We start from the raw sequence: 18,867 nt of genomic DNA, 5'->3' as shown, positions 1-18,867 counted from the left end.
TTTACTCCTTTTCGATCTGCGCCGGCTTCAGGGTGCGCAGCACCCAGATCAGCAGGCCGATGATGAAGAACGCGCTCGGCGCCAGCAGGAACAGGCCGTTCGGCTGATACCAGCCGCCGTTCTGCACCGTTTCCAGCACCGGGACGCCGAACAGCTTGCCGGAGCCAATCAGCTCGCGCAGGAAACCGACCAGCACCAGGATCACCCCGTAGCCCAGCCCGTTGCCGATACCGTCCATAAAGCTCTCGATCGGCGGCGACTTCATGGCGTAAGCCTCGGCGCGCCCCATCACGATACAGTTGGTGATGATAAGGCCGACGAACACCGACAGCTGCTTGGAGATCTCGAACGCGTAGGCGCGCAACAGCTGATCGACCACGATCACCAGCGAGGCGATGATCGCCATCTGCACGATGATGCGCACACTATTGGGAATATGGTGACGGATCAGCGAGATGAAGAAGCTGGAGAACGCCGTCACCAGCGTCACCGCAATGGTCATCACCACCGCCGTCTCCAGCTTGGTGGTCACTGCCAACGCAGAACAGACGCCCAGCACCTGCAGGGCGATCGGGTTATTGTCAAACAGCGGCCCCAGCAGAACCCGCTTTATCTCTTTGGAATCAGCCATTTTTCAGCGCTCCTTCACGAACTTTTTTCAGGAACGGGCCGAAGCCGTGCTCGCCCAACCAGAAATCAAACGTATGCTGCACGCCGTTGGAGGTCAGCGTGGCACCGGACAGGCCGTCCACCCCGTGCACATCCCCCTGACGCGCGCCGCCTTTCACCACGCGGATCGCCGGCTGGCCGTTGTCATCGAACAGCTGCTTGCCGACCCACTGCTGGCGCCAGGACGGGTTCTCGACCTCGCCGCCCAGCCCCGGGGTTTCCCCCTGGTCGTAGTAGGTGATGCCCTTGACCGTGTTGCCGTCGTTATCCAGCGCCACGAAGGCGTACATCATCGACCACAGGCCGGTGCCGTATACCGGCAGCACAATCTTGCTCACCTGGCCGCTTTCATCGCGCACCAGGTAGATTTCCGCCTGATTGCTGCGGCGCTTGATGCCGGCCGGATCGTCGCCCGCCGCCAGCGCCACGCTTTTGGCATCGTCGCGCAGCGCGGCGCCCAGATCGAACGCCGCCGCCTTGCCGGCGACAAACTCGCCGCTGTTCAGATCCACCAGGCGCGGTTCGATGCGCTCGCTGTACAGGCGCTTGACCTGCTCGCTCTCCATTTTCGGCTGCAACAGGCCGGCTACGTCGAGAATATTGCGCTGCTTATCGAGCAGCTTTTGCTCCTGCTGTTTGGACTTCAGGCCGACGGCGGAGCCCGCCACCACCACTGAACACACCAGACACAGCAGCAGCACTACCAGCAGCGTTTTACCGATGCCGTCGTTTTTCGCTTCATTCGCCACGGGCTTTTCTCCGCTTGATGTTGGCCTGCACCACCAGATAATCGAACAGCGGTGCGAACAGGTTGGCGAACAGGATCGCCAGCATCATGCCTTCCGGATAGGCGGGGTTGACCACCCGGATAAGCACGCACATCACGCCGATTAGAATGCCGTACCACCATTTCCCCTTGTTGGTGAAGGAAGCGGAAACCGGGTCGGTCGCCATAAAGATCATGCCGAAGGCGAAACCGCCCAGCACCAGATGCCAGTACCACGGCATGGCGAACATCGGGTTGGTATCGGAACCGATGGCGTTGAACAACAGGGCGGAAGCCACCATGCCGAGCATTACGCCGGCGACGATGCGCCAGGAGGCCACGCGGCCGAACAGGATAATCGCCCCGCCGATCAGGATCATCAGCGTGGAGACTTCACCGATGGAGCCGGGAATGTTGCCGAGGAAGGCGTCCATCCAGCTGATGGACTGGCCGGTGGCCACGTTGCTCAGGCTGTGCGCCCCGCCTGCGCTCCACTGCGCCAGCGGCGTCGCGCCGGAGAAACCGTCCGCAGAGGTCCACACCAGATCGCCGGAGATCTGCGCCGGATAGGCGAAGAACAGGAAGGCACGGCCGGCCAACGCCGGGTTGAGGAAGTTGCGCCCGGTGCCGCCGAAGATCTCTTTGGCCACCACCACGCCGAAGGTGATGCCCAGCGCGGCCTGCCACAGCGGCAGGGTCGGCGGCACGATCAGCGCGAACAGGATAGAGGTGACGAAGAAGCCTTCGTTGACCTCATGCTTGCGGATAATGGCGAACAGCACTTCCCAGAAGCCGCCGACGACAAACACCACGGCGTAGATCGGCAGGAAGTAACAGGCGCCCAGCACCATCTTGCTGACCCAGCCGGCGTCGGCCGCCAGCGAGGCGCCGAGCCACTGCGCCAGGCGATAATGCCAGTCGCCCGCCAACACCTGTTGCAGCTCGTCGCCGCTGTACAGATGGTGCAGCGCCGGGATTGCCTGCTGGCCGACGTTGTACATGCCCCAGAACATCGCCGGGAATACCGCCAGCCACACCAGGATCATCATACGTTTCAAATCGATGGCGTCGCGCACGTGCGAAGCGCCGCGCGTCACCGTGCCGGGGGTATAAAACACCGTGGTGGTCGCTTCATACAGCGGGTACCACTTTTCCAGTTTGCCGCCCGGCGTGAAGTGGTGCTCTATCTTCTCAAAATAATTCTTCAGGCCCATCGGTTATCCTTCCTGCTCAATCTTGGTCAGCACCTCGCGCAGCACCGGCGCGTACTCATACTTGCCGGGGCAAACGAAGGTGCACAGCGCCAGATCTTCCTCGTCCAGCTCCAGACAGCCCAGCGCCTGCGCGCTGTCGCTGTCGCCCGCCAGCAGATCGCGCAGCAGCAGCGTCGGCAAAATGTCCAGCGGCATCACCCGCTCGTAGTTGCCGATCGGCACCATGGCGCGCTCGCCGCCGTGGGTGCTGGTCGAGAAGGCGAACAGTTTGTTCTTCAGGAAGTGCCCCAGCGTGGTGCGGGTAATGGAGAACTTGTTCGGCGAAGGCACGATCCAACCGAACAGCTCTTTGTCGCGCCCTTCTTCCAGCACCGACACCTGCGAGTGGAAACGGCCGAGCCAGGCATTCGGGCCGGCGGCGTGCATGCCGTTCAGCACCGAACCGGAGATCACCCGGTTCTCGCCGTCTTTCAGGCGGCCGGCGGTCAGCTCCTCGAGGCTGGCCCCCAGGCGAGTGCGCAGCAGCGCCGGCTGCGCCACCTGCGGCCCGGCCAGCGCCACGACCCGACGGGTATCGAGCTTACCGGTGGTGAACAGCGTGCCGATGGCGATGACGTCCTGGTAGCCGATGTGCCAAACGGTTTTCTTCAGGCTGACCGGTTCCAGGAAGTGAATGTGAGTGCCCACCAGCCCGGCGGGGTGCGGGCCGGCAAATTCGCTGTAGGCGATCTGCGGGCTGCTCTGCTGGCCAACGGAGGCACCGGCGGCGTGGCATACGTGTACCTTGCCCGTCGTCAGGCGCGCCAACACCAGCAGCCCGGCGTTGAACGCCGCCTGCTGTTCGGCGATGATCACCTGCGGATCGGCGGCCAACGGCTGGGTATCCATCGCGGTGACGAAAATGGCGCGCGCTTCGCTGCCGGGGCTCGGCGTTTTGCTGAACGGACGGGTGCGCAGCGCGGTCCACAGGCCGCTGGCGATCAGTTCACTCTCGACCTGTTCGCGCGGCAGCTGGGCCAACTCCCCCAGCGGGTAATGCGCAAACTCGAGCTGATCGTCACCGCCGTTTTCCAGCGCAATCACCACCGATTGCAATACGCGCCGTTCGCCGCGGTTAATCGCGGCGATGCGGCCGCTGGCGGGAGCCGTGAAGAAAACCCCGGGGTTTTTCTTATCTTCGAACAACGCCTGGCCTTTCTTAACGGTATCGCCTTCCTGCACCAGCATGGAGGGACGCATTCCGACATACTCTTCCCCAAGCAGGGCGACATGCTGAATGTTCGGGCCGTCTTGGATCGCCTGAACCGGAGCCCCGGCTATCGGCAGATCTAACCCTTTTCTGATCTTAATCATAGGATTTATACGATGTAGTTTGGTTTACACGTCTGCCCGGCCCCAGAGGCGGGTGCTGACGATGCCAGGATTGCCGGGCAGTGCGCATGGCGTCACGCCCAACATGAACTTTCTCGCAGTGAAAAATCGGGGTAACGCGCATTCCCTTGATTCCCCCTTTCCGTTGTTTGCTCGACAGTCGATGTGTTAACGGCCTGTAGCCAAATAACCATCAAAACGGCCGGGTTATATGCCATACCCCCTGCCGCTTCAATCGCCACAGCGCGTTAAATTGAAGAGGGAATATTAACATTGTTCGCAACATTGTTCTGCGTTCCGTCGTGACTTGGGTCAAGCAAACGCAATTAAATTTCGCCTGTTTTTCACTACTTATCGTTAAAATCTGCCGGTCATTTCACTTTTATCGAGCTTTGTCGTTTTTTTATACATATCACGTATTGCTAAAAATAAACGCGCTGGTAATCTGGCGGTGTTTTGCGGCAGTAAAAACAATAATCAGTGGCATGCCGACCAAGGTCATTGCGCCGGCAGATAAATATAAGCAGGAATAATAATGAGCAAAATCGCGCTGTTGTTTGCGATGCTTGTTTCTATGCCGATGATCACGGCCTGCAGCGCCAGCGAGCAGGTACCCGAAGCACCGGTAGTTAAACAGCAATTATTGGGTTCGCCGGTCTATATTCAGATCTTCAAAGAGGAACGCAAGCTGGAATTGTATGCCAAAATGGGCAATGAATTCCGCCTGGTCAACACGTTCCCGATCTGTAATTTCTCCGGCGGGCTGGGTCCTAAACGTCGTGAAGGCGATTTTAAAAGTCCGGAAGGCTTTTATAGCGTTGACGCGCACCATCTGAAACCCGACAGCAAGTATTATCGGGCGATCAATATCGGTTTCCCTAATGATTACGATAAATCGCAGGGCTATTCCGGCGCTTATCTGATGATCCACGGCGAATGTAAATCGATCGGCTGTTACGCGATGACCAACACCTATATGGATGAGATCTATCGCTATGTCGAAGCCGCCTTCGCCTATGGCCAAAGCCGCGTCGACATCAGCATCTACCCGTTCCGCATGACCGAGCAAAACCTCAAGCGCCATGCGTCATCCAGCTATATCGCCTTCTGGCGCCAGCTGAAGCCGGGCTACGATTACTTCGCGAAGAACCACCAGCCACCGATGATGACCGTGGACAACGGCCAGTATGTGCTGGGTCAACCGTTGATGAGCAGCGGCCAGATGACGCAGTACGCGTCAGCCAGCCCGACGCCCAACACCAACCCCTTCGCTCAGAACAAGCCGCTCACCGAAGTGAAATAACGCGAACTCGCCTGGCTCAATCTTGTGCCAGGTTTCGTTAGCGGTCAGCGGTTGGGTGGCGATCACCGTGACCACATCGTTCGGTGTGGTCTGCTGCTGAAAATCGATTTCCACATCCTGATCGAGCAGCGTCGCCTTGCCGAACGGCGCACGGCGCGTGATCCAATACAGGTTGGTGGAGCAATAGGCCATCACGAAGCGCCCGTCCGACAACAGCATGTTGAATACCCCTTTCTTGCGCAGCTGGCTCGCCAACAGGCCGATGTAGCGGAAAACCGCCGGCCACTGGCTCGGGGTACGCGGGTATTTCAGCGCCAGCTGATGCAGCAGCCAGCAGAACGCGTATTCGCTGTCGGTCTGGCCGACCGGGCGAAACGTGCCGGTATCCAGCTGACGGTAGCCTTTCAATTGGCCGTTGTGCGCGTAGGTCCAGTTGCGGCCCCACAGTTCGCGGGTGAACGGGTGGGTGTTTTCCAGCGCCACTTCGCCGCGGTTGGCCTGGCGAATATGGGACACCACCGCACAGGACTTGATCGGGTAGTCCTGCACCAGGCGGGCGATCGGCGAGTTGAAGCTCGGCTGCGGATCCTTGAATGTGCGGCAGCCGTTCCCTTCATAGAAGGTAATGCCCCAGCCATCCTTATGCGGCCCGGTGCGGCCGCCGCGCTGTACCAGGCCGGTAAAGCTGAAGCAGATATCGGTCGGTACGTTTGCGCTCATCCCGAGCAGTTCACACATCGCCAGCACTCCTTAACCACACTGACACAGGCTGTGCGGGCGAGCCATGCGGCGCCCGCAGTCTTATTCATGGGGAGCCACAGCTCCCCGCAGGCTATCAAGCCTTAACCATCTCTTTTTCGATCAGCTGAATCAAGATGTGAATCGCTTTGATGTGGATTTCCTGAATGCGGTCGGCGTAGCCGAAGTGCGGCACGCGAATTTCCACATCGGCGGAACCCGCCATCTTGCCGCCGTCCTTGCCGGTCAGGGTGATCACTTTCATCCCCTTGGCGCGCGCCGCGTCGATGGCCTTGATGATGTTGCCGGAGTTGCCGGAGGTGGAAATGCCCAGCAGCACATCGCCTTCGCGGCCTACCGCTTCCACATAGCGAGAGAAGACGTACTCATAGCCGAAGTCGTTGCTGACGCAGGACAGGTGGCTCACGTCCGAGATGGCAATCGCCGGGTAGCCCGGGCGGTTTTCACGGTAGCGGCCGGTCAGCTCTTCGGCGAAGTGCATCGCGTCGCAATGGGAACCGCCGTTGCCGCAGGAAATCACTTTACCGCCGGCTTTGAAGGAATCCGCCAGCAGCACCGCCGCACGTTGGATGGCGTCGATGTTGGCGTCGTCATTGATAAATTTCGCCAGGGTATCAGCCGCTTCGTTCAGTTCACTGCGAATAAGGTCGTGGTACATGAGGAACCTCTTGTTATCGTCAAATCTTCCGCTCCGCAGTGTACCGGATCGCGGAAACAGCGAGAAGCATTCTCAGCCAAACAGCGCGCCGGTTAAGGAAGCGGAGAGGTTTTTGATGATTGGTGCTGTCAGTTTGTGACCTGAGTTGTAATTAAACTGTAAACGCATTGATAAAAATTCTGCCTTGTACTAAAACCTATTACATACACACAACAGGTCAGACCTCTTACTACTTCGGAGCTTCTTATGATGGTTCTTAGTATTGTCGTTTTACTGGCTCTCCTCGGCGTGGTGTTCTACCACCGAGTGAACCTTACCCTCAGCAGCCTGATCCTGGTGGCGTACACCGCCGCCATGGGCGCGATTGGCCTGTGGAGCTTCTGGCTGTTGCTGCCGCTGGCGATCGTGCTGCTGCCGCTGAACCTTTCCTCCCTGCGCCGTTCCCTGCTCTCCGCACCGGCGTTGCGCGCCTTCCGCAAGGTGATGCCGCCGATGTCCACCACCGAGAAGGAGGCGATCGACGCCGGCACCACCTGGTGGGAAGGCGATCTGTTCCGCGGCGCGCCGGACTGGAACAAGCTGCACAGCTACCCGAAACCGCGCCTGACGGAAGAAGAGCAGGCGTTTATCGACGGCCCGGTGGAAGAAGCCTGCCGCATGGCCAACGACTTCCAGATCACCCACGAACTGGCCGATCTGCCGCCTGAACTCTGGGCATACCTGAAAGAACACCGTTTCTTCGCGATGATCATCAAGAAAGAGTACGGCGGTCTGGAATTCTCTCCTTATGCTCAGGCGATGGTGCTGCAAAAACTGGCCGGCGTTTCCGGCATCCTGGCGATCACCGTCGGCGTGCCGAACTCCCTCGGCCCGGGCGAACTGCTGCAGCACTACGGCACCGAAGAACAGAAAAACCACTACCTGCCGGGCCTGGCGCGCGGCGACGAGATCCCTTGCTTCGCACTGACCAGCCCGGAAGCGGGCTCCGATGCCGGTGCCATTCCGGACGTCGGCACCGTGTGCATGGGCGACTGGCAGGGCAAGCAGGTGCTGGGCATGCGCCTGACCTGGAACAAGCGCTACATCACGCTGGCGCCGGTCGCCACCGTACTGGGCCTGGCGTTCAAACTGCATGACCCGAACCGCCTGCTGAGCGACAACGAATCCCCGGGCATCACCTGTGCGCTGATCCCGACCAGCACGCCGGGCGTGGAAATCGGCAACCGCCACTTCCCGCTGAACGTGCCGTTCCAAAACGGCCCGACCCGCGGCACCGACGTATTCGTCCCGATCGATTACATCATCGGCGGCCCGAAAATGGCCGGCCAGGGCTGGCGCATGCTGGTTGAGTGTCTGTCGGTCGGTCGCGGCATCACCCTGCCGTCCAACTCTACCGGCAGCCTGAAATCCATCGCCCTGGCGACCGGTGCCTACGCGCACATTCGCCGTCAATTCAAGATCTCCATCGGCAAGATGGAAGGGATCGAAGAGCCGTTGGCGCGCATCGCCGGCAACACCTATGTGATGGACGCCGCCGCTTCGCTGATCACCTATGCGCTGGTGCAGGGCGAGAAGCCGGCCGTGCTGTCGGCCATCGTCAAATACCACTGTACGCACCGCGGCCAGCAGTCGATCGTTGACGCCATGGACATCGCCGGCGGTAAAGGCATCATGCTCGGCGAATCCAACTTCCTGGCTCGCGCCTATCAGGGCGCACCGATCGCCATCACGGTGGAAGGCGCGAACATCCTGACCCGCACCATGATGATCTTCGGTCAAGGCGCGATCCGCTGCCATCCTTATGTGCTGGATGAAATGGCGGCGGCGCAGAGCAACGATCTGAACGCCTTCGATAAATCGCTGTTCGGCCATCTGGGCCACGTCGGCAGCAACAAGGTACGCAGCTTCTGGCTGGGCCTGACCAACGGCCGCACCAGCGCCACGCCGACCAAGGACGCGACCCGTCGTTACTATCAGCAATTGAACCGCCTGAGCGCTAACCTGGCGTTGCTGTCGGACGTTTCCATGGGCGTGCTGGGCGGTAGCCTGAAGCGCCGCGAGCGCATCTCCGCTCGCCTGGGGGACATCCTCAGCCAGATGTATTTGGCTTCCGCCGTGCTGAAACGCTTTGACGACGAAGGCCGTCAGAAAGAAGATCTGCCGCTGGTGCATTGGGGCGTGCAAGACAGCCTGCATAAAGCCGAACAGGCGCTGGATGACCTGCTGCGCAACTTCCCGAACCGCTTTATCGCCGGCGCGATGCGCTTCGTGGTCTTCCCGCTCGGCCGTGTGCATACCGCACCGTCCGATCGTCTGGATCACCAGTTGGCCAAGATCCTGCAGGTGCCTTCCGCCACCCGCAGCCGTCTGGGGCGCGGCCAGTACCTGACGCCGAGCGAACATAACCCAATCGGCCTGCTGGAAGCGGCGCTGGCCGACGTGATGGCCGCCGAGCCGATTCACGAACGTCTGTGCAAGGCGGTCGGCAAAAACCTGCCGTTCACCCGTCTGGATCGTTTGGCGGAACGCGCGCTGGAAGAAGGCAAGATCAGCGCCGACGAAGCGAAAATTCTGGTGAAAGCCGAAGAGAGCCGTCTGCGTTCCATCAACGTGGACGACTTTGCGCCGGATGCGCTGGCGGCCGCCAAACCGGAAAAGCCGGCGGCGCAGTCTAAGCGCCAACAGCAGACCGAAGCGGCTTAACGCTAATTCCCACTCCACGCATCCAAGGGGCGATCATCATCGCCCCTTTTTCTTTTATTCCATCACAAACTGCGCACCGCGCCGCAGGTTGGCGCAACGGCGGATTTCACGGGAAGGAAGTTCGAGTAGACTGCGCGGCGGGTGCTCTGGATCTTTCTGTCCGGAGCCTTGGCAAAGGAGAGAAAGAGAAAGGCCCCGAGTCGATATTATCAACCCGAGGCCACTCTGATGCCTAGCAACATCAGGTTAGCCTCTTACCCGCCGCAAGGCAAGGATAGGGAGGTCAAAAATGCAGCAAGAACGGGTCATGCTTAAGCTGGTGATCCTCTGTATGACGCTGATCGCGTTCATCTGGCTAACCCGCGGTTCGCTGTGCGAACTGCGCATCAGGCTGGGAGACTCGGAGGTTGCGGCCACTTTGGCTTACGAATCCGAACGGTAAGGCAACCCAACGGCGGGGTTCGCCCCGCCCGTTGGCCGATGGTGTCAGGCAGGATCCACGAGCACCCGTCTTTTCAACCTTGCTGGCGAATACGCGCCAACAGCGCGTCGATATGCGCGATCTGCGGCGCATTGACGATCAGCGTGCGCCCCAGTCCCAGCGCATGACGCTGGCAGTCGAGGCGCATATCGGCGTCGGCGATGCTGTCCAGATCGGCGACGTGCGCCAGGCCGATGGTGCGCCGAATCAGTTCGGTACCGCAGTACCCGACCGCATCGGCCCAGACCTGTTGCAAGAACTGCTCGGCGTAACCCGGCGTTGCCAGCGCCGCATCCCGGCTTTGCTGATGGCACAGCGCCAGGAAGCGATCGGCAAAGATCAGCCACAGCTCGCGCACATCCTGCAAGCGCTGCTCGCGCCCGGCGGCGGCGTCGCGCGGCCCGAACAGCCCCGGCAGCCCACAATAGTTGAGCAGCAGATTGCCCAATGCGGTGCCGATATCGAAACCGATCGGGCCGTAGAAACCGAATTCGGCGTCGATCGCTTTCAACCGCCCTTCCGCCACGAAGATCGAACCGCTGTGAATATCGCCGTGCAGCAGCGCCTCCGCCTTGCTGAGAAAGCGATGTTTCAGGCCGGCGACGGCCAGCTTCAGCGGCGTATCCTCACGCAGCGCCTGCACCTGCGGCAACAGCGCCGCCTCGAAGCGATTGCGCTCATGATCGATATAAGGATCGGTAAAGAACAGATCTTCGGTGATCTGGCACAGCTCGGGATTGGTGAAACGGCTGACTTCCGCTTTCTTCTGCTGCGCCGACTGATAAAAATCGGAGGTGTGGAACAGCGTCTGCGCCAGGTATTCCGCCAGTTGCCCGGCCGCCAGAGGGTGATAGTTGCCCTGCACCAGCTCGCTGCGCCAGATGCGATGGTCGGAAAGGTCTTCCTGCACCATCACCGCCAATTCGGGATCGTGATGCAAGACTTTTACCGTATGCCGCGGGCAGAAGCCGCCGTGGACCAGCAGCGTTTCCGCTTCGATGCGCGCCCGATCCAGCGTCAACGGCCAGGATTCGCCCACGCAACGCACGTAGGGCAGCGCCTGTTTGACGATCACCCGGCTCACCCCTTCGCGATCGCGGATCTTGAACACCAGGTTCAGGTTGCCGTCACCGATCTCGTCGGCGCTGACCAGTGCCTGCGGTTCAGACACCCGACCGTATTGGCGGGCGTATTCAACGGCGTCGGCAGCCGTAAACGTACGATAAAGCGACATTCCCCAACCCCTCTGTTCTCTCTCACCGATCCCAGCGATTCTGTTTATTTAGACGTAAAAGCATTTGGACGTCTATACATCTGGAAGTCATGTTGGCAGAATAGCGTTTCAGATGCAATAACCACGCAACAAGGAATTAACCGCCGATGCAAGCGCTTAACACCACCAGTTTGACCCTGCAGGACAACCGCCTTTGGATCCTCGATCAGCAAGCCCTGCCGCAGGAAAAGCGGTGGCGCGCCTGCGACAGCGTGGAAGAGTTGGTCGGGCACATTCACAGCCTGCGGGTGCGCGGCGCGCCGCTGATCGGGCTGTCTGCCAGCCTGCTGTTGGCGCTGCTCGCGGAACGCGGTCTGCCGCGCGCCGGGCTGGAGCAGGCGCTGCACACGCTGCGCGCTGCGCGCCCGACGGCGGTCAACCTGATGAATAATCTGGATCGCATGAAGCTGGCGCTAGCGGAGCCTGATTGGGTGCCGGCGATGGTGAACGAAGCGCTGCGGTTGGTGGAAGAAGATCGCCGATTGTGCGATCGCATTGCCGATCACGGCGCTGGGCTGGTCAAGCCCGGCAGCCGCCTGCTGACCCACTGCAATACCGGCGGGTTGGCCACCGCCGGCGTCGGCACCGCCATCGGCGTGCTGCTGCGCGCCCACCGGCAGGGCAAGGTGCAGCAGGTGTGGGTCGATGAAACCCGGCCGCTGCTGCAGGGCGGCCGCCTGACCGCCTGGGAACTGGGCGAGCTGGGCATTCCCTATCGCCTGATCTGCGATGCGATGGCCGCCAGCCTGATGGCACAGGGCCAGGTCGATGCGGTGTGGGTCGGCGCGGATCGCATCGCCGCCAACGGTGACGTCGCCAACAAAATCGGCACCTACAGCCTGGCGGTGCTGGCGCACTACCACGGCATCCCGTTCTACGTGGCCGCCCCGCATACCACCCACGATCCGCACTGCCCGGACGGCGCCGCCATTCCGATCGAGCAGCGCGCGGCGGCCGAAGTCACCGGCGTTTCAGGCAGCTTCGGCGCCTGCCAGTGGGCGCCGAACGAGGCACCGGTCTACAATCCGGCGTTCGACGTTACGCCGGCCAAGCTCATCAGCGGCTGGGTATTCGACAGCGGCGTGATTACGCCGCAGCAGGTTGAAGCGGGGATTTTCCGGCGGGCGCTGGGGTAACGCCCGCGGGTTGACGCTCAGTCCAGACGTGGATAGTCATCGGCGATCTTGTCGCCGGTGAAATGCGCCACCCAGCCTTCCGGGTTGTCGAACACCCGGATCGCGGTGAAATGCGGGGCCGATCCCATATCGAACCAGTGCCGGGTGTTGGCCGGCACCGAGATCAGATCGTTCTTTTCGCATAGGATCTGGAAGATCTTGCCGTCCAGATGCAGGCAAAACAGCCCTGCGCCTTCGACGAAAAAGCGTACTTCATCTTCGCCGTGCGTATGTTCGGACAGGAATTTTTCACGCAGCGCCTGGCGCTGCTCATGGTCCGGCCGCATGCTGATCACATCCCAGCTCTGGTAACCCTTTTCCGCCACCAGCCGGTCTATCTCATGCTGGTAGGCGGCGATCACCGCCTCCGGCTGCGGGTTATCGCCCAGCTCGCGATCCGCTTGCCAGCGCTCAAAGCGCACGCCGATCTGCGCCAACTGCCGCTTGATCTCCTGCGCATCGCGGCTCTGCCACAGCGGCTGCTGCGGCGCTTTATCGCTGAAAATGGTCAATCCACTCATGAGACGAACTCCCCTAAATCGATACGATCAAAACGGTTAACCTGCGGATGCCGGCTCTGCTCGTCCGCGTCATCGCGGATCAGCTGGCAGGTATGCCAGCCGGCGGCCTGCGCCGCATCCAGCTCCTGGCGGATGTCGGACAAAAACAGCAGCTCGTCGGGCGCGATGCCGATAGCCTGCGCGATGTTGCGGTACGACGCGGTTTCACGCTTGGCGCCGACGTGCGTATCGAAATAGCCGCTGAACAGCGGCTGCAGATCGCCCGCGTCGCTGTGGCCGAACAGCAGCTTCTGCGCCTCCACCGAACCGGAGGAATAGACATAAAGCTTCACCCCCTGCCGCTGCCAGGCGGCCAACTGCCCGGCGACCTCCGGATAAAGATGCCCGCGGAAGTCCCCTTCGCGGTAACCGCTGCGCCAGATGATGCCCTGCAACGCCTTGAGCGCGGTAGATTTACGGTCTTCATCCATAAAGCGGTACAGCGCGGCGATCAGCGCATCAAGATCTGCCTGTGGTTGGTCAATTTCAGCGCGCAGCGCCGCCAGCGGCGCGGCGACTTCGCTCTCAGCGGCATGGCGGCGCACAAAATCCGCCAGCCGTTCGCGGGCGTAAGGAAACAGTACCTGATGCACAAAGCGAATATCGCTGGTGGTGCCTTCAATATCGGTCACGATAGCGCGGATCATTTCGCCTCCAGTAAGCGGCGTTGCAGTTCACACTGGAACAGGAATTCCAGCCCTTCGAGATGGCGGCGGGCTTCCGCCACCTGGCTCCCCCAGCAATACAGGCCGTGGCCGCGTACCAGAAAGCCGTATTGCAGCGGCGTGCCCTCGGCATAGGCCGCCACGCGCGTCGCCAGCCGAGGGATATCCTGATCGTTATCGAAAATGGGGATCGCCACGCTGTCCAGGTGGCTGCGCTGGCCGGCCAGCGACTTCTGCATTTCGTACCCCTGCAGCACCAGCGCATCGCCGCGCTCCACCCGCGACAGGACGGTAGCGTTGACGGAATGGGTATGCAGCACCGCGCCGATGTGCGCAGACAGGCGGTAGAGCAGCGTATGCAGCCCAGTCTCCGCCGATGGCGTGCGGCCGCTCGGCACATGATTGTCGGCGATATCCACCCGCAGAAAATCGGTGGCGCTCAGGCTACCCTTGTCTTTGCCGGACTCGGTGACCAGGCACTGACGTTCGTCCAGGCGCAGCGACATGTTGCCGCCGGTCGCCGGGCACCAGCCTTTGTCGCCAATCCAGTGGCAGGCCGCCAGCAATGCAGTAAGTTGCGGATTCTCCGTCATTATTATCGTTTCCCGTTCGGTAAGGCGGCCGGCAGATGAGGCTTGGCGTGCCGCGTGGCGGGCTAAGCACCTTTGCATTTAGCCATCTAAGCGTCTTGATTGCCAAATACTAGCATCGTGTTATATTGACGGCAATATAAGCGCCTGGAGTATTCACCTGCTATGAGCACTTCCGCATTGGTTCCCGAAAGTAAACTGCCCTCACTGGGCACTACCATCTTTACCCAGATGAGCGCGCTGGCGCAGCAGCACCAGGCGATCAACCTGTCACAGGGCTTCCCCGATTTCGACGGCCCGGACTACCTGAAAGAACGTCTGGCCTGGCACGTCGCCCAGGGCGCCAACCAATATGCGCCGATGACCGGCGTGACGCCGCTGCGCGAAGCCATCGCCGACAAAACCGCCGAGCTGTATGGCTGGCAACCGGACGCCACCGCCGAAGTGACCGTCACCGCCGGCGCCACCGAAGCGCTGTTCGCCGCCATCAGCGCGCTGGTGCGCCCCGGCGACGAAGTGGTCTGCTTCGATCCCAGCTACGACAGCTATGCGCCGGCGGTCACGTTGGCCGGCGGCATACTCAAACGCATCGCCCTGCAGCCGCCCGCGTTTGCCGTGGATTGGCCAGGGTTCGCCGCCGCGCTGTCGCCGCGCACCCGCCTGGTGATCGTCAACACGCCGCACAACCCGTCCGCCACCGCCTGGCAGGCGGAAGACATGCAGCAGTTGTGGCACGCTATCGCCGAACGCGAAATCTACGTGCTCAGCGACGAGGTTTACGAACACATCTGCTTCGCCAAAGGCGGGCACGCCAGCGTGCTGGCCCACCCGCAGCTGCGCCAACGCGCGATCGCGGTGTCCTCTTTCGGCAAAACCTTCCACATGACCGGCTGGAAAGTGGGCTATTGCGTGGCGCCCGCCGCGCTGAGCGCCGAGGTGCGCAAAGTGCATCAATACCTGACCTTTTCGGTCAATACCCCGGCCCAGCTGGCGCTGGCGGATAGCCTGCGCGCCGAGCCGGAGCACTGGCGACAGCTGCCGGCGTTCTATCGCGCCAAACGCGACCGCTTTGTGCAGGCGCTGGCGAGCAGCCGACTGGAAATTTTACCCTGCGCGGGTACATACTTCTTGCTGGCGGACTACAGCGCCATCTCCGATCTGGACGATGTGGCATTCTGCCATTGGTTAACCGAGCACGTGGGCGTGGCGGCCATTCCGCTGTCGGTCTTCTGTGCCGATCCTTTCCCCCATAAATTGATCCGGCTGTGCTTCGCTAAACAAGACGCTACGCTGGATGCAGCTGCGGAGCGGTTATGTCGACTTTAAAAATTACCCTGTTGCAGCAACCGCTGGTCTGGCGCGACGGCCCCGCCAACCTGGCGGCTTTCGATGCGTTGCTGGCGCCGATCGTCGGCCGAGATCTCATCGTCTTGCCGGAGATGTTCACCACCGGTTTCGCCATGGATGCCGGCGAGAGCGCCCTGCCCGAACAGCAGGTGATCGACTGGCTACACGCTTGGGCGGTGAAAAGCCACGCGTTAATCGGCGGCAGCGTGGCGCTGAAAACTGACGAGGGTGCGGTCAACCGCTTCCTGCTGGTCGAGCCGGGCGGCCAGGTGCATGCCTATGACAAACGCCACCTGTTCCGCATGGCCGGCGAACATCTGCACTACCAAGCCGGCAACCGGCGTGAAATTTTCGAATGGCGCGGCTGGCGCATCCTGCCCCAGATCTGCTACGACCTGCGTTTCCCGGTCTGGGCGCGCTATCAGCAGGATTACGATCTGGCGCTGTACGTCGCCAACTGGCCAGCACCTCGCAGCAGCCATTGGCAAACGCTGCTGGCGGCGCGGGCGATTGAAAACCAGGTGTACGTGGCGGGCTGCAACCGGGTGGGCGCAGATCCCAACGGCCTGAGCTACAGCGGAGACAGCTTAATCATCAGCCCTCAGGGCGAGATCCTGGCGAATGCGGAGCCCGGCGCAGCCACGCAGCTGGACGCCGAGCTGTCGCTGGAAACCCTGCAGAGTTACCGCAGCGCCTTCCCGGCCTGGCGCGATGCCGACAGCTTTCTGCGTTTAGACTGATTCCCCCTTCTCCCAGCCGGCGATCATCAGGCAATAGGCCTGGATCGCCAGCGCCACGTCCACCTGCCGCACCGCTTCGTCCGGATGATGGCTGACGCCACCGGCGCAACGCACGAACAGCATGCCGACCGGCCATTGCGCCGCCACGGCGATGGCGTCGTGTCCGGCGCCGCTCGGCAACGCCAAGCTACGGCCCTGCACTTGTGCGACAGCCGCCTGCCAGCGGCGCTGCAGGCCCGCGTCGCAGGCGGTGGCATCGATGCGATAAAACGCCTCGCTGGCGAAGCGCACACCGCGCCGCGCGCAGATCGCCTGCGCCTGCGCCAGCAACGCCGTCAATAGCGCCGCCAGCGGCGCATCCTGCGGGCCACGCACATCGAGCGTCAATTTCACCTCGCCGGGGATCACATTGACCGCGCCCGGCAGACTCTCGATGCAGCCGACGGTGGCCACCAGTGGCGAATCAGCGGCGCAGGTCAGCGTTTCTACCGCCGTGATCCATTCTGCCGCGGCCACCAGCGCATCTTTGCGCTGCCCCATCGGCACCGTGCCGGCGTGGCCCGCCTCGCCGCTGAAAGTGCAGTTAAGCCGGCGCGCGCCATTGATCGCCGTCACCACGCCCAGCGCCAAATCGGCCGCCTCCAGACATGGGCCCTGTTCGATATGTAATTCGAGATAGGCGCGAATTTCGTTTGGTGCGCGACGCGCCTGCGCGATCGCCGCCGGATCCAGCCCAAAGTCGCGCATCGCCTGCGCGATGCTCACGCCGTCGGCATCAGTGCGCGCCAGCCACTCTGCGGGCCACTGGCCGGTCAGGCCGCGGCTGCCGAGCAGCGTGACGCCAAAGCGCGCGCCCTCCTCGTCGGCAAAGCCGATCACCTCCAGCGCCAGCGGTAATCGATGCCCCTGACGGTGATAGTGCGCCACCGTTTCCAGCGCCGTGAGCACGCCGAGCATGCCGTCATAGCGCCCGGCGTTACGCACCGTGTCCAAATGCGAACCGAGCAGCAGCGCGGGGGCACCGGGCGTGTGCCCCTCATAACGGCCGCAGATATTGCCGACGCTGTCCTGCCAAACCTGCATGCCGCTCTCACGCATCCACTCCCCGACCCGGTGATTGGCGCGCCGATGTTCGGCAGAGAGATAAAGACGCGTCAGCCGATCGGGCTCTGCGCTGATCGCCGCCAGTTCGTCACAGCGCGCCATCACCCGTGCGGCGGCCTGCTGTGCCTCCAGCGGCGTCATCCACGCTTGCCTGCGTCATAAACGTTCCAGGCAGCCTGCAACGCCTCGCCCTGCTTGCTGGCGAAACCGAGGCGGTTCAGCACCGCCTCCAGCGCCGCCAGGGTTTGCAGCACGCAATCTTTGCGCGCGTTGTAGCCCATGGTGCCGATGCGCCAGATCTTGCCCTGCAGCGGGCCGAACGAGGTGCCGATTTCGATGCCAAAGTCGTTCAGCATCATCTGCCGTACCTGTTCACCCTGTACCTGCGGCGGGATCATCACGCCAAGTACGTTGTTCATGCGGTGCTCGACATCGCCGAACACCGCCAGCCCCATGCCCCGGATGCCCGCCAGCATCGCCGCGCCGTGCAGCCGGTGGCGGGCGATGGCATGATCCAGCCCTTCTTCGAGGATCACCCGCGCGCATTCTCGCGCCGCGAACAGCATGCTGGTGGCTTCGGTATGGTGATTGAGGCGCTCCGGCCCCCAATAATCCATGATCATGCCGATGTCGAAATAGTTGGAGTAGATCATCTCGTCGTCGCCGTCGGCGTGCTCGGCGGTGCGGATCCCCTCCTCCACGCATTTACGGCGGCGCACAATCTCTTCAAACTGCGGGCTGAGAGTGACCGGCGAGCTGCCGGAGGGGCCGCCCAGGCACTTCTGCAGCCCGGCGGAGACCGCATCCAGCCCCCAGGCATCGGTCTCCAGCGGGTTACCGCCGAAGGAAGCCGTCGCATCGGTATAGAACAGCACGCCGTGGCGACGACAGATATCGCCCAGCTCATGCAGCGGCTGCAGCATGGTGGTGGAAGTGTCGCCCTGCACCGTCAGCAGCAGGCGCGGGCGCACTCGCTTAATCGCGTCTTCGATGCGATCGGCGCTGAACACCTCGCCCCACGGTACCTCGATCGTGTGTACCTCGGCACGGCAGCGGCGGGCAATCTCGCACAGCAGATGCCCGAAACGGCCGAATACCGGCACCAGCACCTTATCGCCCGGCCGAACGGCGGAAACCAGCAGCGCTTCGATGCCGGCGCGTGAGGTGCCGTCCACCAGCATCGTCCAGCGGTTTTCGGTGCGGAACAGCGCGCGGTACAGCGCCATGACCTGATTCATGTAACCGGTCATCGCCGGATCGTACTGGCCGATCAGCTGACTCGACATGGCACGCAGCACGCGCGGATCGGCGTTAATTGGCCCCGGCCCCATCAGCAGGCGCGCCGGCGGGTTAATCTGATCGAATTGCGAGATATCCAACATGTTCATTCCCTGTCAGCTTAGTAAGTTATTGAGTTATGCCGTCAGCGTCGACATGACGTTTGTTTGCTGCCCAACAGCCTACTCCCGATAGGGATTCAGTTGAAACA

The 18,867-nt window shown here is 61.9% G+C and carries 18 protein-coding genes; 6 read left to right on the top strand and 12 right to left on the bottom strand.

The features are described 5' to 3' along the window. Position 1: 1 nt before the first annotated feature. The 4 genes from C3F38_RS06590 to C3F38_RS06575 are packed head-to-tail and all read right to left on the bottom strand — an operon-like array spanning position 2 to position 4,002. Positions 2 to 631, bottom strand: a complete 630-nt coding sequence (locus C3F38_RS06590; protein ID WP_004930232.1) for an NADH:ubiquinone reductase (Na(+)-transporting) subunit D — start codon at positions 629 to 631, stop codon at positions 2 to 4. Continuing rightward, positions 624 to 1,418, bottom strand: coding sequence for a Na(+)-translocating NADH-quinone reductase subunit C (locus C3F38_RS06585; RefSeq protein ID WP_055316686.1), 795 nt, complete (start codon positions 1,416 to 1,418; stop codon positions 624 to 626). The genes C3F38_RS06590 and C3F38_RS06585 overlap by 8 nt, the downstream gene beginning before the upstream one ends. Then, positions 1,408 to 2,649 carry an NADH:ubiquinone reductase (Na(+)-transporting) subunit B gene (locus C3F38_RS06580; protein ID WP_033649926.1) on the bottom strand — a complete coding sequence of 414 codons (1,242 nt, stop codon included), beginning with the start codon at positions 2,647 to 2,649 and terminating at the stop codon, positions 1,408 to 1,410. Before C3F38_RS06580 ends, C3F38_RS06585 begins: the two co-directional genes overlap by 11 nt. Before the next feature lie 3 nt (positions 2,650 to 2,652). Beyond that, entirely contained in the window at positions 2,653 to 4,002 is a 1,350-nt protein-coding gene (locus C3F38_RS06575) for a Na(+)-translocating NADH-quinone reductase subunit A (RefSeq protein ID WP_055316689.1), read from the bottom strand. Between the two features lie 553 nt (positions 4,003 to 4,555). Between C3F38_RS06575 and dpaA the strand changes: the two genes are divergently transcribed. Continuing rightward, on the top strand, positions 4,556 to 5,323 hold the full coding sequence (dpaA, locus tag C3F38_RS06570; protein ID WP_038871336.1) for a peptidoglycan meso-diaminopimelic acid protein amidase: 768 nt from the start codon (positions 4,556 to 4,558) through the stop codon (positions 5,321 to 5,323). Here the strand turns inward: dpaA and C3F38_RS06565 are convergent. Continuing rightward, positions 5,258 to 6,061 (bottom strand): class II glutamine amidotransferase, encoded by an 804-nt coding sequence (locus C3F38_RS06565; protein WP_004930222.1) that lies wholly within the window; start codon positions 6,059 to 6,061, stop codon positions 5,258 to 5,260. The two genes, dpaA and C3F38_RS06565, sit on opposite strands and share 66 nt — an antisense overlap. A gap of 97 nt (positions 6,062 to 6,158) precedes the next feature. Continuing rightward, on the bottom strand, positions 6,159 to 6,740 hold the full coding sequence (lpcA, locus tag C3F38_RS06560; RefSeq protein WP_004930220.1) for a D-sedoheptulose 7-phosphate isomerase: 582 nt from the start codon (positions 6,738 to 6,740) through the stop codon (positions 6,159 to 6,161). 246 nt (positions 6,741 to 6,986) lie between these two features. On the opposite strand from lpcA, the gene fadE reads away from it, so the two are divergent. Further along, positions 6,987 to 9,443: an acyl-CoA dehydrogenase FadE gene (gene fadE, locus C3F38_RS06555; RefSeq protein ID WP_038871338.1), complete on the top strand. Its 2,457-nt coding sequence runs from the start codon at positions 6,987 to 6,989 to the stop codon at positions 9,441 to 9,443. Between the two features lie 289 nt (positions 9,444 to 9,732). Continuing rightward, positions 9,733 to 9,885 carry a Hok/Gef family protein gene (locus C3F38_RS06550; protein WP_055316692.1) on the top strand — a complete coding sequence of 51 codons (153 nt, stop codon included), beginning with the start codon at positions 9,733 to 9,735 and terminating at the stop codon, positions 9,883 to 9,885. A 73-nt stretch (positions 9,886 to 9,958) separates the two neighbouring features. On the opposite strand, the gene mtnK is transcribed toward C3F38_RS06550, so the two are convergent. Then, entirely contained in the window at positions 9,959 to 11,158 is a 1,200-nt protein-coding gene (mtnK, locus tag C3F38_RS06545; RefSeq protein ID WP_038871343.1) for an S-methyl-5-thioribose kinase, read from the bottom strand. A 146-nt stretch (positions 11,159 to 11,304) separates the two neighbouring features. Here mtnK and mtnA point away from each other — a divergent pair, with 146 nt between their 5' ends. Then, positions 11,305 to 12,333, top strand: a complete 1,029-nt coding sequence (gene mtnA, locus C3F38_RS06540; RefSeq protein WP_047728848.1) for an S-methyl-5-thioribose-1-phosphate isomerase — start codon at positions 11,305 to 11,307, stop codon at positions 12,331 to 12,333. 17 nt (positions 12,334 to 12,350) lie between these two features. Here mtnA and C3F38_RS06535 read toward each other — a convergent pair whose 3' ends face one another. Genes C3F38_RS06535 through C3F38_RS06525 form a run of 3 tightly spaced genes read right to left on the bottom strand, consistent with a single transcriptional unit; the run spans position 12,351 to position 14,190 of the window. Beyond that, positions 12,351 to 12,893, bottom strand: coding sequence for an acireductone dioxygenase (locus C3F38_RS06535; RefSeq protein ID WP_055316693.1), 543 nt, complete (start codon positions 12,891 to 12,893; stop codon positions 12,351 to 12,353). Beyond that, entirely contained in the window at positions 12,890 to 13,579 is a 690-nt protein-coding gene (mtnC, locus tag C3F38_RS06530) for an acireductone synthase (protein ID WP_055316695.1), read from the bottom strand. The genes C3F38_RS06535 and mtnC overlap by 4 nt, the downstream gene beginning before the upstream one ends. Beyond that, positions 13,576 to 14,190, bottom strand: a complete 615-nt coding sequence (locus C3F38_RS06525; protein ID WP_055316697.1) for a methylthioribulose 1-phosphate dehydratase — start codon at positions 14,188 to 14,190, stop codon at positions 13,576 to 13,578. The genes mtnC and C3F38_RS06525 overlap by 4 nt, the downstream gene beginning before the upstream one ends. A 162-nt stretch (positions 14,191 to 14,352) precedes the next feature. Here C3F38_RS06525 and C3F38_RS06520 point away from each other — a divergent pair, with 162 nt between their 5' ends. Both C3F38_RS06520 and C3F38_RS06515 read left to right on the top strand, forming a co-directional pair. Beyond that, a complete protein-coding gene (locus C3F38_RS06520) occupies positions 14,353 to 15,513 on the top strand; it encodes a pyridoxal phosphate-dependent aminotransferase (RefSeq protein ID WP_055312041.1) in 1,161 nt (386 codons plus the stop codon). Next, positions 15,501 to 16,274: an amidohydrolase gene (locus tag C3F38_RS06515; RefSeq protein ID WP_055316699.1), complete on the top strand. Its 774-nt coding sequence runs from the start codon at positions 15,501 to 15,503 to the stop codon at positions 16,272 to 16,274. Before C3F38_RS06520 ends, C3F38_RS06515 begins: the two co-directional genes overlap by 13 nt. On the opposite strand, the gene hpxK is transcribed toward C3F38_RS06515, so the two are convergent. Continuing rightward, positions 16,266 to 17,519, bottom strand: a complete 1,254-nt coding sequence (gene hpxK / locus C3F38_RS06510; RefSeq protein ID WP_055316701.1) for an allantoate amidohydrolase — start codon at positions 17,517 to 17,519, stop codon at positions 16,266 to 16,268. The genes C3F38_RS06515 and hpxK overlap by 9 nt on opposite strands. Continuing rightward, the gene (locus tag C3F38_RS06505) at positions 17,516 to 18,760 is read right to left on the bottom strand and encodes an alanine--glyoxylate aminotransferase family protein (RefSeq protein WP_047730789.1); all 1,245 of its coding nucleotides are present in this window, start codon (positions 18,758 to 18,760) and stop codon (positions 17,516 to 17,518) included. Before C3F38_RS06505 ends, hpxK begins: the two co-directional genes overlap by 4 nt. Positions 18,761 to 18,867: the final 107 nt, after the last annotated feature.

Source organism: Serratia sp. SSNIH1 (assembly GCF_002935055.1).
In the GTDB taxonomy this organism is placed as follows: domain Bacteria; phylum Pseudomonadota; class Gammaproteobacteria; order Enterobacterales; family Enterobacteriaceae; genus Serratia; species Serratia nevei.
The sequence above is the reverse complement of the archived record's forward strand: the minus strand, read 5'-3'. Positions and strand labels throughout refer to the sequence as shown.